General features: G+C 39.2%; 14 protein-coding genes. 10 read left to right on the top strand and 4 right to left on the bottom strand.

All coding sequences use genetic code 11. The features are described 5' to 3' along the window. The first annotated feature begins 93 nt into the window (after window positions 1–93). The gene (locus tag A5N88_RS04630) at window positions 94–369 is read left to right on the top strand and encodes a hypothetical protein (RefSeq protein ID WP_066263621.1); all 276 of its coding nucleotides are present in this window, start codon (window positions 94–96) and stop codon (window positions 367–369) included. Window positions 370–597: 228 nt separating this feature from the next. Here the strand turns inward: A5N88_RS04630 and A5N88_RS04625 are convergent, their stop codons facing one another. Further along, window positions 598–879 carry an alpha/beta-type small acid-soluble spore protein gene (locus A5N88_RS04625; RefSeq protein WP_066263618.1) on the bottom strand — a complete coding sequence of 94 codons (282 nt, stop codon included), beginning with the start codon at window positions 877–879 and terminating at the stop codon, window positions 598–600. Window positions 880–1,049: 170 nt separating this feature from the next. Between A5N88_RS04625 and A5N88_RS04620 the strand changes: the two genes are divergently transcribed. From A5N88_RS04620 to A5N88_RS04590, 7 genes are all read left to right on the top strand, one after another. Then, window positions 1,050–4,283, top strand: a complete 3,234-nt coding sequence (locus A5N88_RS04620; RefSeq protein WP_412733808.1) for an SNF2 helicase associated domain-containing protein — start codon at window positions 1,050–1,052, stop codon at window positions 4,281–4,283. 417 nt (window positions 4,284–4,700) lie between these two features. Beyond that, entirely contained in the window at window positions 4,701–5,123 is a 423-nt protein-coding gene (locus A5N88_RS04615) for a general stress protein (protein ID WP_066263614.1), read from the top strand. A 42-nt stretch (window positions 5,124–5,165) separates the two neighbouring features. Further along, window positions 5,166–6,101: an NADP-dependent oxidoreductase gene (locus A5N88_RS04610; RefSeq protein ID WP_066263612.1), complete on the top strand. Its 936-nt coding sequence runs from the start codon at window positions 5,166–5,168 to the stop codon at window positions 6,099–6,101. A gap of 294 nt (window positions 6,102–6,395) precedes the next feature. Beyond that, window positions 6,396–6,788 carry a CidA/LrgA family protein gene (locus A5N88_RS04605; protein WP_066263610.1) on the top strand — a complete coding sequence of 131 codons (393 nt, stop codon included), beginning with the start codon at window positions 6,396–6,398 and terminating at the stop codon, window positions 6,786–6,788. Beyond that, window positions 6,763–7,440 (top strand): LrgB family protein, encoded by a 678-nt coding sequence (locus tag A5N88_RS04600; protein ID WP_066263608.1) that lies wholly within the window; start codon window positions 6,763–6,765, stop codon window positions 7,438–7,440. The genes A5N88_RS04605 and A5N88_RS04600 overlap by 26 nt, the downstream gene beginning before the upstream one ends. A gap of 359 nt (window positions 7,441–7,799) precedes the next feature. After that, a complete protein-coding gene (locus tag A5N88_RS04595; protein ID WP_083953023.1) occupies window positions 7,800–9,419 on the top strand; it encodes a long-chain fatty acid--CoA ligase in 1,620 nt (539 codons plus the stop codon). Between the two features lie 140 nt (window positions 9,420–9,559). Then, on the top strand, window positions 9,560–10,183 hold the full coding sequence (locus A5N88_RS04590) for a lytic transglycosylase domain-containing protein (RefSeq protein WP_066263602.1): 624 nt from the start codon (window positions 9,560–9,562) through the stop codon (window positions 10,181–10,183). Window positions 10,184–10,438: 255 nt separating this feature from the next. On the opposite strand, the gene A5N88_RS04585 is transcribed toward A5N88_RS04590, so the two are convergent. Then, the gene (locus A5N88_RS04585) at window positions 10,439–10,693 is read right to left on the bottom strand and encodes a GlsB/YeaQ/YmgE family stress response membrane protein (protein WP_066263599.1); all 255 of its coding nucleotides are present in this window, start codon (window positions 10,691–10,693) and stop codon (window positions 10,439–10,441) included. 201 nt (window positions 10,694–10,894) lie between these two features. After that, complete coding sequence (locus A5N88_RS04580; protein ID WP_066263595.1) at window positions 10,895–11,041, bottom strand: small acid-soluble spore protein P; 147 nt, start codon at window positions 11,039–11,041, stop codon at window positions 10,895–10,897. 114 nt (window positions 11,042–11,155) lie between these two features. On the opposite strand from A5N88_RS04580, the gene A5N88_RS04575 reads away from it, so the two are divergent. Further along, complete coding sequence (locus A5N88_RS04575; protein WP_066263593.1) at window positions 11,156–11,434, top strand: hypothetical protein; 279 nt, start codon at window positions 11,156–11,158, stop codon at window positions 11,432–11,434. Window positions 11,435–11,509: 75 nt separating this feature from the next. Here the strand turns inward: A5N88_RS04575 and sspO are convergent, their stop codons facing one another. Next, entirely contained in the window at window positions 11,510–11,659 is a 150-nt protein-coding gene (gene sspO, locus A5N88_RS04570; protein ID WP_066263590.1) for a small acid-soluble spore protein SspO, read from the bottom strand. A gap of 303 nt (window positions 11,660–11,962) precedes the next feature. On the opposite strand from sspO, the gene acnA reads away from it, so the two are divergent. Further along, window positions 11,963–14,674: an aconitate hydratase AcnA gene (acnA, locus tag A5N88_RS04565; RefSeq protein WP_066263587.1), complete on the top strand. Its 2,712-nt coding sequence runs from the start codon at window positions 11,963–11,965 to the stop codon at window positions 14,672–14,674. Window positions 14,675–14,906: the final 232 nt, after the last annotated feature.

The following is a 14,906-nucleotide window of genomic DNA, read 5'->3' as shown; positions in this document are numbered from 1 at the left end:
TATTTTATCTTTCTTGGTACGGGTGCCTTTTTATTCATTTCATTTAAATTTAGAGAAAAAGCGACAGGACTCTATCAATAGGAGGGGGAAGAAATGATGAAAAAAATAGCATGGGCAGGGTTAATCGGTTTATTCATTGTTTTTCTTTCGGCATGCAGTACAAAAACGAGCAGTGGGGAGTCTAATAAAATTATCATTGATTCTCAGGGATCTGATGCACAAGTTTGGAACTTTATTGCAAAATCAAAAGCGGCTAAAAAAGCTGGTGTGGTGATTAAAGTGAATCCAATTAACGATGGAAGAAGATATAATAACACCACAAATAAAATTGGAGGAACCCTTAAATGCGATTCCTCCGTTAAGCTTTAAAAACCGTCCATATCCAGCCCATATTGAAAGCTTTTCAAATATCCCAAAAATAGTTTTATTCAAAAACAACATTAGAACTGAAGTATGATTAGTTTTTGCGATAAGAACAAATGTTTGGTATCGGCGTTTTCATCACTAAGCAGGAAATGACATTCATGTTTGTTAGCTTACTTTATTGTCTCTATCGCTTTCATATTGACAAGCAATTAATACATAAATTTCTCTGAGTTATTTTCTTTGCTTACTCAATTGCTCCTGGGCCATTCTAATCATTTCCTTTACCATGCTTCCCCCTATCGGTCCGCCGACCTTCCCTGCTTGTTCAGCGCTCAGATGTCCGTTATAGCCCTCTTTTAACGGGACTCCTTGTTCACTTGCAACTTCGTACTTTACTTTATTTGGCTCATTGGGATTTACTTTATACCCCTGTTTTGCCATTACCTGTCCTTTAAATTGGTCTAAAGCTTCTCTTGTTCCAGGAACAAGAGTACGTCTATTTCTTGAAGCCATATTTTTCGCCTCCTTTTTTATAGGTTATCCTTCACGTGTAAAAGTATTTATTGCCTGTTCTTCAAAACCAGGAAATAGGAATGAGAGGGAAATGCCCTATACTTTAATTTCTTCTTCAAAACGTTATATAATAGAAAAAGTTCAAAAAAACACATAGGAAGATGATGATTTTGCCTACTTCTTTTCTTTCAAAAGACGAGATTAAAATATACTATACAAATCAAATATTTAAGCGGGGCGAGTCTTATTTTTACGAAGGCCGGGTTGCTGATATTAAAGAAGAACCCGAGGAACATTCCTGGACTGTAAAGGTGAAAGGCAGTGAAATGTATATTGTTTCAATTACTTATCACCGTGGAAATCTCAGTACCTATTGTGAATGCATGGCTTATGAAAAATATGGAGAATGCAAACATGAGGTTGCTGCCCTGCTTGGCATCAGCCAATTGGAAATGGGATTAAAGAATGAATCAATCCTTCATTCTATGCAATATGAAAAAACGGACAAATTTATGGAGCTGTTTACAAACATTCAGCAAACTGCCATTGAAACAACACAAAAAACAGCGAAAAAACCTTTAACAGTAGAATTTATATGCACGCTGCAGCGGCGAGGCTTGTCTAACTCTTCTGCATTATTAGCCATACAAATGAAGGTAGGGGTTGACCGGCTGTATGTAGTGCGGAATATGAATGATTTTTTACAGAAAGTGGAAAATGGACAGGAGCATGAATTTACTAAAAAGTTTTCTTACGAGCCGGATGAGCATTATTTCATAAAAGAAGATAAAGAAATCCTCTCACTTTTACAGGGAATTCGTGAAAATGAAAACCTCTACAGCCAAACAAGCACCTTTTACTGGGCAAAGCAAAGTAATAATGACAAAGAAATGATTATTCCTCCCCTTGCCGCGGATACTTTATTCGCTAAGCTGATTGATAGGGGCTTTGTATTTGAGTATTTCCAGGAAACATTTGAGTCAATTAAATTTAAGGATGGAATGCTGCCTTTTTCTTTTGAAATACAAGCACTTGAAGGAGATGAGGACTTTCTTTTCAGCTTCGATGAATTGAAAGACATGACCTATCTTCATGCATATGGATGGCTGTTTTATAAGGGCAGCTTTTATCGTCCGGATTCAGAGAAGAAAGACCTGATTAAGGAACTGCTGGAATTCCAAACTCACACATACATTCCTGAGCTAAGGATCAATCGCAGCCAAATGGGCTCTTTTCTTTCAAATGTTTTGCCGGGCTTGCGTACGCTCGGAAAGGTGGAGCTTGATTCAAAAATGGCAGAACATATTCAGCAGCCTGCACTTCACACAAAAATTTTTATCGAAGAAAAGGAAAAAAAACTTTACTTGAGGCTCGAATATCATTATGGGGCATTTGCTTTTAATCCTTTTGATGAGGAGCAGAAGGATCCTGCCGGTAATGTCATCTTAATTAGGGATTCGGAAAAAGAACAGGAAATCATGTCTATAATTGAACACTCTTCCTTAAAATTTAATGGAAAGCAGCTGTATTTAGAAGATGACCCAGATTCCATTTATGAATTTATGTATTATATTCTTCCAGAACTCCAGGACAAAGCAGAGATTCTTATGGCCGGAGAAATTGAGTCCTATTTTAGGCAATCAGAATTCACTCCAACGACCACTATTGATGTGGGAACTCAAGGAAATTACTTGGAAGTCAATTTTGATATACAAGGAATTGATCGTAAAGAAATTGACCTGATTTTACGTTCGATTGTAGAAAAAAAACGTTATTACAGGCTTTCGGATGGACAATTTATATCCTTGGAGAACGAAGAATTTAGAAGCATCGATAAACTGATAGAGGAATTAAACATCAGAAAAAAAGAATTTAACAGCCAACAGATCTATGTACCACTCTACAGGGGACTGCAAGTAGATGACGTCCTGAATACTGGCAATAAGTATGCAGTTAAAATGGGCAAAGGTTTTCGTAAGCTCATTCATCATTTGAAAAATCCAGAGGATAATGAATACGATATACCGGATAGCCTTCAAGCCACTTTAAGGGAATACCAAAAAACAGGTTTTCAATGGTTAAAATCATTATCCCATTATCAATTTGGCGGAATTCTGGCAGATGATATGGGACTTGGGAAAACACTGCAAAGCATTTCCTTTATCCTGTCGTTAATGAAGCAAAACAACCATTCAGCATCCTTTCTTGTGGTGGCGCCCGCATCCCTTGTCTACAACTGGAAAAGCGAATTCAATAAATTCGCACCCGATATTAAGACAGAGGTCATTGCTGGCGGTCCAAAAGAAAGGCGCGCATTACTTGAGAAGAATGACAATGCAGATGTCCTGATTACTTCTTATCCAACTCTCAGACAGGATATTGATTTTTATGAACATCGAGTGTTTGATACTATTATTCTGGATGAAGCACAGGTGGTAAAAAATCCGATCACAAAAACCGCTGCAGCAGTTAGACAAATTCAGGCAAGACAGAAGTTTGCATTAAGCGGTACACCTATTGAGAATTCCCTTGATGAACTGTGGTCCATTTTTCAGATTGTGCTGCCCGGCTTTTTTCCGAGCCAGCTGGAATTCAGGCGAATGCCTCAAGAAAAAATCTCCCGAATGGTCCGTCCCTTTATTCTAAGAAGATTGAAGAAGGATGTTCTAAAGGAGCTTCCGCCGAAAATAGAAACTAACCATTATTCTGAACTGACAAAATCACAGAAAGAGCTCTATCTTGCTTATTTGGATAAAATTCAAAAAGAGGCTGTAGAGTCAATGGAATCAGACGGTTTTAATAAAAATAGAATTAGAATACTTGCAGGATTAACAAGACTTAGGCAATTGTGCTGCCATCCTTCGCTATTTATAGAAAACTACCAGAAGGAGTCCGGAAAACTAGAAGCACTTCTGGAAATTGTGAAAAATGCCATGGAAAGCGGCAAAAGACTTTTGATTTTCTCTCAATTTTCAAGCATGCTTAAACTCATTGATCAGCGATTGAAACAGGAAGGAATCGCTAATTTTTATTTAGATGGACAAACACCTTCTCAGGATCGCCTGCAGATGGCTGACCGATTTAATTCAGGTGAGAAAGACGTATTTTTAATTTCTTTAAAAGCAGGCGGAACAGGGCTTAATCTAACGGGAGCTGATACAGTGATCCTTTATGATTTATGGTGGAATCCCGCAGTGGAGGAGCAGGCTGCAGGACGGGCGCATCGCATTGGACAGAAAAATGTCGTTCAGGTCATCCGATTAATAGCGAGAGGCACGATTGAAGAAAAAATTTACGAGATTCAGCAAAAGAAAAAAGAATTAATTGAAAAAGTTGTACAGCCTGGTGACACGATGCTTTCCAGCTTATCTGAATCAGACATTAGAGAACTGCTGAGCATTTAGTCATGTTAAATGAATACAAGAGTACAAAACTAAAAACATACCACTTTGTTGTTTTTTAGCTATTCGGGCCTTTCAGCTGAGCTGAAAGGCCTGTGAAACGTTATTTTCATAAGTATGAGCTAAAAAACGAGCAGTTTACAACATAGATTTTGGCTTTTTTCTCATAGATTGTTGCTTTACGTACAAAGGATTATTCCGTATGTTGTCTGTCTTCATGGCATCTTTTCGTGTGCTTTTCACAAGTTTTAATACTGAATATATATAATGATGTTTTTGTGTCCAATAGCAACAAAGTTTACGAAAAGACCCTAGAATTTTATCAGATCATATTTTTTTAAACCGTTTCGTTAATCCTTAGTTTGATTCCACAGTTTAAGGGAATTCTGTACCTAAGTAACTAAAAATGGAGGGATAGAAATGACCAAGCAGGTTCTGGGAGTTTACAAAAACGAAAGTGAAGCCACTGAAGAAATTAACCGATATATTGAAGATGGCTATGATTCAAAGAGTTTTTCCATTTTGGCAAAGGATGAAGAGTCTATGGATCATGTGGCAAGCGAAACAAAAGTACAGGAAGAACATCCTGTCAATGAAAATGCATTTGGGATGTTTGGCCGCTTTTTGGCTGGCTTCGGAGGCGGAACAATTGTGCCTGGTCTTGTCACTCCAGGCATGGGAGCATTAATTGCGGCTGGCCCAATCTCTTCAATGGTTAATCATTATTCATATGAAGATGTAAAAGATCTTCTCCTTGCGTATGGAATCGGGAAAGAACAGGCGGATTCTTATACGGAAAGCTTTGAAAGCGGAAGCATTCTTGTCCTATATGAGAACAAATAAGAAGTGTTTCCTAAAGTAGAAGTTTAAGGAGGGGGCAAGTATATGAAGGCAGTAGTTATTGAACAATATGGCGGAAAAGAGAACCTCAAAGAAATGGAAGTGCCAGCTCCCAAGATACAGGATGACCAGGTATTAATTGAGATAAAAGCAACCTCGATTAATCCCATAGATTGGAAGTTGAGAGAGGGATATTTAAAGAACATACTGCCGTTTGACTTTCCGATTATTCTTGGATGGGATGCAGCAGGGATTATTCTTGAAACAGGTAAAAATGTGAAGGAATTTAAAAAAGGGGACAGGGTATTTGCAAGACCGGAAACAACACGGTTTGGAACATATGCAGAGCTCACCGCGGCTGATGAAAACCTCCTCGCAAAAATACCGGATAATATTTCTTTCGAAGAAGCAGCCTCGATTCCATTAGCAGGTCTCACAGCCTGGCAGGCATTATTTGACACTGCCCATTTACAGCAGGGAGAAAAAGTATTAATTCATGCAGGCTCCGGCGGGGTTGGCAGCCTTGCCATACAATTTGCCAAACATGCCGGAGCCTATATTGCTACAACAGCGAGCGAAAAAAATATCGATTTTCTAAAAGATCTAGGGGCTGATGAAGTCATTAATTATCGTACCACCGCATTTGAAGACGTTTTGTCTGATTATGATGTGGTTGTTGATACGATGGGTGGAGAGATACAATTCAAGAGCTTTCAAGTCTTGAAAAAAGGAGGCAGACTGGTTTCCATCGTTGAAGAACCGAATTCAGATTATGCAAAAAAACATTCTGTAAAAGCGGAGTCAATCTGGTTAAAGCCGAATGGACATCAGTTGAGTCAAATTGCACGCTTATTAGAAACGGGCGAAGTAAAAGCCATCATTGGCGAAACGTTTCCTTTTTCAGAAAAAGGAGTAAAGGATGCCCATGCCCTAAGCGAAAGCCACCATGCCAAAGGAAAAATTGTTATTCGATTTGAATAACGGAAAATAAACGGAGCCGTCCTTATTAGGTCGGCTTTTATCATTTTAGGCCGTGTTAAAGGACACTGTTGTTTTTTAGCTCATTCGAGTGAAACGGCCATTTCACACTCCTTTCAGCAAAGTTGTAATTTTACTGTAAAATGAGCTGAAAAACGAGCAGTTATTAACGTTGAAATTTACCACATCCTAATTTTAAGAAGCAATTATAGATGGGAGGAGTTTTGATGATGTTTAAAGAAATAGTGTAAAAACGACCTATCCTACTATTTTTTAATTAAGGGAGGGAATGGATACGTGAAAAAATGGCTTAAATTCATAGGACAATTTGCAATTCTTACGATAATTAATGAAGCAGGTGCACTGCTCATGGAACTTCTCCACCTTCCAATACCCGGAAGTGTAGCCGGAATTCTAATACTGTTTGTTTTACTGTCCGCGGGGTTAATACCGCTAGAATGGGTCGAAGGAGCAGGCAGTTTTTTATTAAGGCATTTATCTTTCTTTTTCATCCCGATTGCTGCTGGCCTTATGACCCTTGGGCAAGTTTTCTTGACAAGCGGGATAAAAATTATCATCACGTTGATGGTTAGCACGATGACAGGTATGGCAGCCGCAGGCATATCTTCACAAAGCATTGCCAGAATGAAGGAGCGGAAGAAAAATGAACAGCATCATCACCATTTATAGCATCGTTCTAACAATTATTCTCTACATGTTCTCTCTATATATAGCCAGAAAATTTCCTTCTCCGCTTACTGCGCCTGTGTTTATTAGCACGATTCTTCTAATTTCAGGATTAAAGACAAGCCACTTAACATACCATGATTTTTCCACAGCAAAACATTGGATTACTTCCATATTAGGACCAGCAACGATCGCTCTCGCCATTCCTCTTTATAAAAATAGGAGGTTAATAAATAGTTATCTATCTTCAATTGGAATTGGTATCGTACTGGGTACTTCCACTACCATAACTACAGCACTCCTGCTGGCATACTGCTTCCGGTTCCCTCTTTTTTTTATTAAATCCTTCAGTGTAAAATCCATTACTATTCCAGTTGCTTCAGCTGTTGCAAAGGAGATTGGAGCAGATCCTGTGTTGGTTGGTGCATTAGTAATGATTACAGGGATGATGGGAGCGATGTTTGGTCCTTTTTACTTAAAACTAATGAAGGTTACTCACCCGGTTGCAAGAGGACTCTCAATCGGAACGATCTCTCATGGTATTGGGACCAGTGCCGCTGTAAAAGAAGGAGACCTCCAGGGAGCTGTATCTGGAATTGGGATGGGGCTTTCGGCAATTTTAACTTCTATTCTTGTTCCTTTTCTTTTTCATTAAGACTGTGCTTTCGCTATTGTAAAAGTTAATCCGTATGTTCCACGTCTTGGCAGCATCTTTTCATAGGTATTCAAAACTTGTAATGTTCATCATTTTTTTGTGTCAAATGGCAATCAAGTTTGCAAAAAACATTAACAGGATTTTTTTATTATATTGGAGTTGATGCAGCAGGATTGTTAAGGAGGAACAGAGAAATAGGTATTAGGAACGATGAAAGGTTCAAGCATGTAGTTTTGGTATAAGCTTTGTTAAGAACTCTGCTGTTTTTTTAATCATTCGTTTGAAACAATCTTGCACACGCCTTTGAGCACAGATGTTAAGGAACTTGTGAAAGAATTTTGTTTAAGGAGGCTATTATGATGATGGATACACCGCTTTTGTTAACCCCTTTTTTGGAGAGAGCAGAGCGTTATTTCCCCAAAAAGGAGATTGTTTCCAGAACCCATTCCGGTATTCAAAGAATCAACTACCGTACTTGGGCTGGAAGAACGCGAAGCCTTGCAAGTGCTTTGGATAAACTCAACATGAAAAAAGGTGACAGGGTTGGGACACTGGCCTGGAACCATCATCGTCATTTAGAAGCTTACTTTGCAGTACCGTGCCGCGGAGGCGTTCTGCATATGGTCAATATCCGTTTGTCTCCGGAACACCTTGTGTATGTCATTAATCATGCAGAAGATCGCATTCTGTTAATCGACATTGACCTTCTTCCAGTTGTTGAAAGCATTAAAGATCAATTAACCACTGTTGAGCACTTTATTATTATGAGTGATGAAAGCGTTTTACCAGGAACGACGCTTTCTCCAGTATATTCGTATGAAAAATTAGTAGAAGAAGGAGACCATTCATACCCTTTACTGCACGATTTGGATGAGCAATCTCCTGCTGCTATGTGCTACACTTCTGCAACCACGGGCAATCCAAAAGGAGTGGTCTATACTCATAGAGGCATTTATCTTCACAGCATGGCACTTGGGATGGCTGACTCTCTGGGACTGCGCGAAGAAGATGTAGCAATGCCGGTTGTTCCTATGTTTCATGTAAATGCATGGGGAATGCCTTTTGCTGCTGTATGGTTTGGGACCACACAGGTTCTTCCTGGACCTTCTTTTACACCGAAAATTCTTGCTGAGTTAATTCAAAGTGAGAAGGTAACCATCACCGCAGGCGTTCCAACGATATGGATCGGATTATTAAAGGTATTAGAGGAATATAACATTTCTATTTCCAGTTTACGTGCATTAGTAAGCGGCGGTGCGGCTTCCCCCCGAGGGTTGATACAGGCCTATGAAGAAAAGTATGGTGTCCCTTTTATTCAGGGGTATGGCATGACAGAGACAAGTCCAATTGTCAGCCTGTCTAAATTGAAAAGCTCTATGAAAGAATTTGATCTTGCTGAAAAAATTAATATTCGAACCAAAACAGGGCTTGTTGTGCCTGGCTTAGAGGTCATGGTTGTAAATGAAAAGGGAGAGGTACCGTGGGATGGCAAAACAATGGGTGAGCTTATTGTAAAAGGTCCCTGGATTGCCAGCGAATACTATGATGATACGAGGACACAGGAAGCTTTTAAAAACGGATGGCTGTATACCGGTGATATTGCTGTAATGGATGAGGAAGGCTATATTAAAATTACGGACCGCACAAAGGACTTAATAAAAAGCGGCGGAGAGTGGATTTCATCCGTCGACCTTGAGAATGCTTTAATGTCGCATGAAGGAGTGCTGGAAGCTGCAGTGGTCGCCATTCCCCATGCAAGTTGGCAGGAAAGGCCATTAGCCTGTGTAACCCTTAAGGATGCTTATAAAAAACTTGTCACAGAACAAGAACTGAAGAATTTTTTGAAAACGCAATTCGCAAACTGGTGGATTCCTGATTCCATTGTTTTTATGGATGAAATCCCAAAAACCTCAGTAGGAAAGTTTTTAAAACGGGCACTTAGGGAACAGCTGCAGAATTACTTTATGGATACCGAATAAACAGGGGTTTTGTCTGACAACTTTACTTGCATTACTTGTATAGTCAACAAAAAAAAGCTTAGTATGGTATAATTCGTTCCAATTAGGAGATGATAAATAAACTAGTGCATCAGTGTCGTTAGGAAGGATATACGTTTTTTATGAGCAAAGGCAAAAAGAAATCAAACAAGAAGAAAAAAGCGCCTGTTTCTAAGCAATCACCCCTTATTATATTATCCATACCAATTATTATCCTGGCAATCTATGCAGGGCTTACTATGAAGAAACACGAAGAGGTAAAGCCTCCAGAAAAAAAGGGACCTGTTCCAGCGGAATATATCCCCATTTATAAAGCAGCAGCAAAGAAGTATGATATACCGTGGTATCTGCTTGCAGCCCACCATAGAGTAGAGACAAGATTTTCAAAAATGACTACCATGACTTCACCTGTAGGAGCTGAGGGGCCAATGCAATTTATGCCCTGTACTTTTGTAGGATGGAAGTATCCATCCTGTGAAGGACTTGGAAAGGGGAGTATACCCAAAGTAGACCTTGAAGATCCGAGTGTGATTAAAAAATATGGCGGTTATGGGGTGGACGCAAACGGGGATGGAAAGGCTGATCCATGGAACCTGGAGGATGCTGTGTTCAGCGCAGCTAAATTTTTATCAAAAAATGGTGCTTCTAAGGGGAATATAACACAGGCTGTTTATACCTATAATCACAGTGAACGATACGTTAAAGATGTTTTATATTACGCTGATCTATACAAAAAGCTTTACTAACAAATAGTAAAAGGTTTTTGTATAGATGACTGCCTTACACTGAGAGGATAAAGCCTTATACTGTCGGGGATTTCAAAAGCTTTTTATCATTAACTTGCGAGCGTTAATACAAAACGTGTTATTTAATTATTTTTGGAAACAAAAATTGCTGGATTATTATGCAAAACAAAGGAAAAGGAAGGCCCAGGCGCTATTTAAAGCTCCCGGAACCTCCCTTAATCCTGTTTAGACAATTCTTCAACATGTTTTAGATTTTCAAGCCCTATTGCTTACACTGCGAAGGATAATACTAAGAATAAACACTAAAATTATAGCTCCAATTAAGGCTGGCAGAATGGCTATGCTGGCAACAGTTGGTCCAAAGTTTCCAAAGATAGCGCCGCCCAGCCACGCTCCTACAATTCCTGCAATGATGTTACCAATAATACCTCCCGGAACGTCTCTTCCAATAATCATACCGGCTAACCAGCCAATGATTCCTCCTACAATTAAGTACATGATAAAACTCATTTAAAATTCCTCCAATCTATTTATTGTTTCTATCAATCTTGTTATTATTATTGCCATTATTCATTACGGTTAAACTACAAATTTAGCTAAAAGTAGAATCTGGCAAAATTTTTTTGGACATTATTTTAGACTTGAGTGATAGTCAAGCGGATCAGACCAACAGATGGAAATATTATCTGTTCGATCTGATCAAAAAGGGCTCTACATATCGTGCCCGGAATTATGTTTTTGTCGAGAATGGTTACGGTTTTTTACCTTTTTAGAACCACTTAAAGGCTCAGGCTGACCCGGATGCGAACCCTTTGGTGCGTTTTTTCTCATATCTTTGCCGTTATTTTTATTTGTCAACTTTCATCCCTCCTGGTTTTATGATGTGTGTTTCTAGAATATTTATACTGAATATTCTTCTGGAAATGGAGCATGCTATTCTTGCAGGAACCATAGAAGGGAGCATTAAAGCCAATGAATCCGACACCTTACCATAAGGATAAACAGCATGCGTTTCAAGCTGTTGAAAAGGGAATGAAGCAAACCAAAGATGCCTATAGGGATTTTCAAGTGGATGGAGAAGACGCCGGAGGACAGCTGAAGCGTCTAAGGGAAGAAATTAATGAAACCACTCAACAGATTGAAAACGCAATGGAAGTTGCGAGCGAGACGCAGCGCTTACAGCTGGAAACCTTTAGAAGTGATATTGAACAAATCGTTCATGAAGTCAAGGAGCTTTCCGATTTATCCTAAATGAGGATTATAAAAGCATAAAACATGTCAGCGCATGTATAGCAGGGAACCGCAAAAAGCGGTCCCCATTTTACATTACTGATTCTTTTTTCGTTTTTTATTATTTTGCCTCTGCGCTTCTGTCAGCGGTTCATTAGCAGTCTCTTCGTTATAGCCTGCGCCGCCTCCCTGTGACTTTGCAGCATTCATGCCTGGAATGACATGATTTGCTTTTCTTTTCGTCATCATTTTCACCCCCAGTAGTATGTTATGCCTTTTTGAGGAAACTACTCATAGTATCTTAAAATAATGATTTTTCTTGCTTGAAAATAAAAATGAACCAATTAGAATCAGGTTTAATCGTATTGAAAAGGTAAAAAATGCTGATTGATTTGCTATTGATAAGGAAAACTTATTGGAAACAATAACATTCTTGTTATTTACTTATATAAATTGTTGTATTAAGATTGAAATTGTGAGAAAAGTAAATTGCTATAATTCGAGCTTTTCGTCAAAAATCAATTGAGATGTTGTAGAGGGGGAATCGCAATGGCTAAACACGATGTATTTAACGCACGCTCTTCATTTGAGGTAAATGGCAAGCGTTATCATTACTATCGTCTTGCGGCTCTTGAGGAAGCTGGGGTAGCGAAATTATCTCGTCTGCCTTATTCCGTAAAAGTATTACTAGAATCTGTACTTCGCCAATTAGATGGCCGTGTAATTACTAAAGAGCATGTTGAAAATCTAGCGAAATTTGGATCTGAAGAAGTGAAGGATGCTGAAGTTCCATTTAAACCTTCACGTGTTATTTTACAGGACTTTACAGGAGTGCCAGCAGTGGTTGACTTAGCTTCCTTGCGTAAAGCAATGGCTGATATCGGCGGAAATCCTGATAAAATTAACCCTGAAATACCGGTAGATCTTGTAATTGATCACTCTGTTCAGGTAGACAAATACGGAACACCTGATTCCTTGCAAACTAACATGGACTTTGAATTTGAAAGAAATGCTGAACGCTACCAGTTTTTAAGCTGGGCTCAAAAAGCATTCGACAATTATCGTGCTGTTCCGCCAGCAACAGGTATCGTTCACCAGGTTAACCTTGAGTATCTTGCAAGCGTTGTCCATGCAGTTGAGAATGAAGATGGAGAATTTGAAGCTTTTCCTGACAGCTTAGTAGGAACAGATTCTCATACAACAATGATTAACGGCATTGGCGTTCTTGGATGGGGAGTTGGAGGTATTGAAGCAGAAGCAGGAATGCTTGGGCAGCCATCTTATTTCCCAATCCCTGAAGTAATCGGTGTTAAATTTACAGGTGAACTTCCAAATGGAGCGACTGCGACTGACCTTGCGCTTAAGGTAACTCAAGTCCTTCGTCAAAAAGGTGTAGTTGGCAAATTCGTTGAATACTTTGGACCTGGTGTAGCAACACTTCCGCTCGCTGACCGTGCTACAATTGCCAATATGGCGCCAGAATACGGAGCTACATGCGGTTTCTTCCCGGTAGATAATGAAGCACTTTCTTATTTGGAATTAACAGGACGCCCTGAAGAGCAAATTCAGCTTGTAGAAAAGTATCTTAAAGAAAATGATATGTTCTTTACGGTTGATAATGATGAGCCGGTTTATACAGATGTTGTTGAAATCAACCTTTCTGACATTGAAGCAAATCTTTCAGGACCTAAACGTCCACAGGACTTAATACCGCTTTCAGCTATGCAAAAAGCGTTCCAGGAAGCTGTAACTGCACCTGTTGGAAATCAAGGCTTTGGATTAAATGCTAAAGAAATCAATAAAGAAGCTACAGTTGATTTTAAAAACGGTGATTCTACTACAATGAAAACAGGCGCTGTTGCCATTGCAGCCATTACGAGCTGTACAAACACTTCTAACCCTTATGTCATGTTAGGTGCCGGCCTTATTGCTAAAAAAGCTGTAGAAAAAGGCTTAGAGGTTCCTAAATTTGTGAAAACTTCCTTGGCACCAGGTTCAAAAGTAGTAACTGGTTACCTGCGTGATTCAGGCCTTCTTCCATACCTTGAAACACTAGGTTTTAATCTAGTTGGTTATGGATGTACAACATGTATCGGTAACTCAGGTCCATTAAAGGATGAAATAGAGGAAGCGATTGCTAAGAATGATTTACTCGTTACATCTGTTCTTTCTGGAAACCGTAACTTTGAAGGACGTATTCACCCTCTTGTAAAAGCTAACTACTTGGCTTCTCCTACCTTAGTAGTCGCCTATGCTTTAGCTGGAACGGTTAATATCGATCTTGTTAAGGATCCAATTGGAAAAGACAGAGACGGAAACGATGTGTTCATGAAGGACATTTGGCCATCTACTGAAGAAGTAAATGCTGTCGTTAAACAAACGGTAACGCCTGAACTATTCAGAAAAGAATACGAAAATGTATTTAGCGACAATGAACGTTGGAATGAAATTAAAACGAGCAATGATCCGTTATATACATTTGATGATCAGTCAACTTATATTCAAAACCCGCCATTTTTTGAAAACTTGTCTCCAAATCCAGATGAGGTAAAACCACTAAAAGATTTACGTATCATTGCTAAATTTGGCGACTCCGTTACAACTGACCATATTTCACCAGCAGGCGCAATCGGAAAAGACACTCCTGCAGGAAAATATTTACGTGAGCATGGTGTAGAACCGCGCGAATTTAACTCTTACGGTTCACGCCGAGGCAACCACGAAGTTATGATGCGCGGTACTTTTGCAAACATTCGTATCCGTAATCAGGTTGCACCAGGGACAGAAGGAGGCTATACAACTTACTGGCCAACAAACGAAGTAACATCCATCTATGATGCTGCAATGAAGTATAAAGAGGATGGAACAGGACTTGTTGTTCTGGCCGGCAAGGATTATGGAATGGGTTCTTCTCGTGACTGGGCTGCAAAAGGTACAAATCTTTTGGGAATTAAAACGGTTATCGCTGAAAGCTTTGAGCGTATTCACCGTTCAAACCTTGTGTTAATGGGTGTACTTCCGCTTCAATTTAAAAAAGGTGAAAGTGCTGAAACACTTGGCTTAACTGGTAAAGAGACGATTGCTGTCCAACTGGATGAAAATGTTAAACCACGTGACATCCTTAAAGTTACTGCAACAGATGAAGATGGAAACAAAAAAGAATTTGATGTTCTTGTTCGTTTCGATTCAGATGTTGAAATAGATTATTACCGTCATGGCGGAATCCTGCAAATGGTTCTACGCGACAAACTTAAAGGATAATAATTATCCCTTGTAAAGCCCTCTTATTTTCAAGAGGGCTTTTTATATATGTTGCAAATTGTAAAAAGCATAACGTGTGTGTTTTTTTACTTGTCCTCCTTAAGGCTCCTTACGCTTTCCTTAATGCCAATTTTCTTTTTAACTTTACAGGCAATCCTGAATGGAACCTCCAGTTCTTACAAAAAAACTCCTTCTAAAACAAAAAGAAAAACATAAAATTACCATAAAAGTA

Source organism: Heyndrickxia acidicola (assembly GCF_001636425.1).
Classification (GTDB): domain Bacteria; phylum Bacillota; class Bacilli; order Bacillales; family Bacillaceae_C; genus Bacillus_AE; species Bacillus_AE acidicola.
Note: the sequence above shows the minus strand (reverse complement) of the source record. Positions and strands in the feature narration are given on the sequence as shown.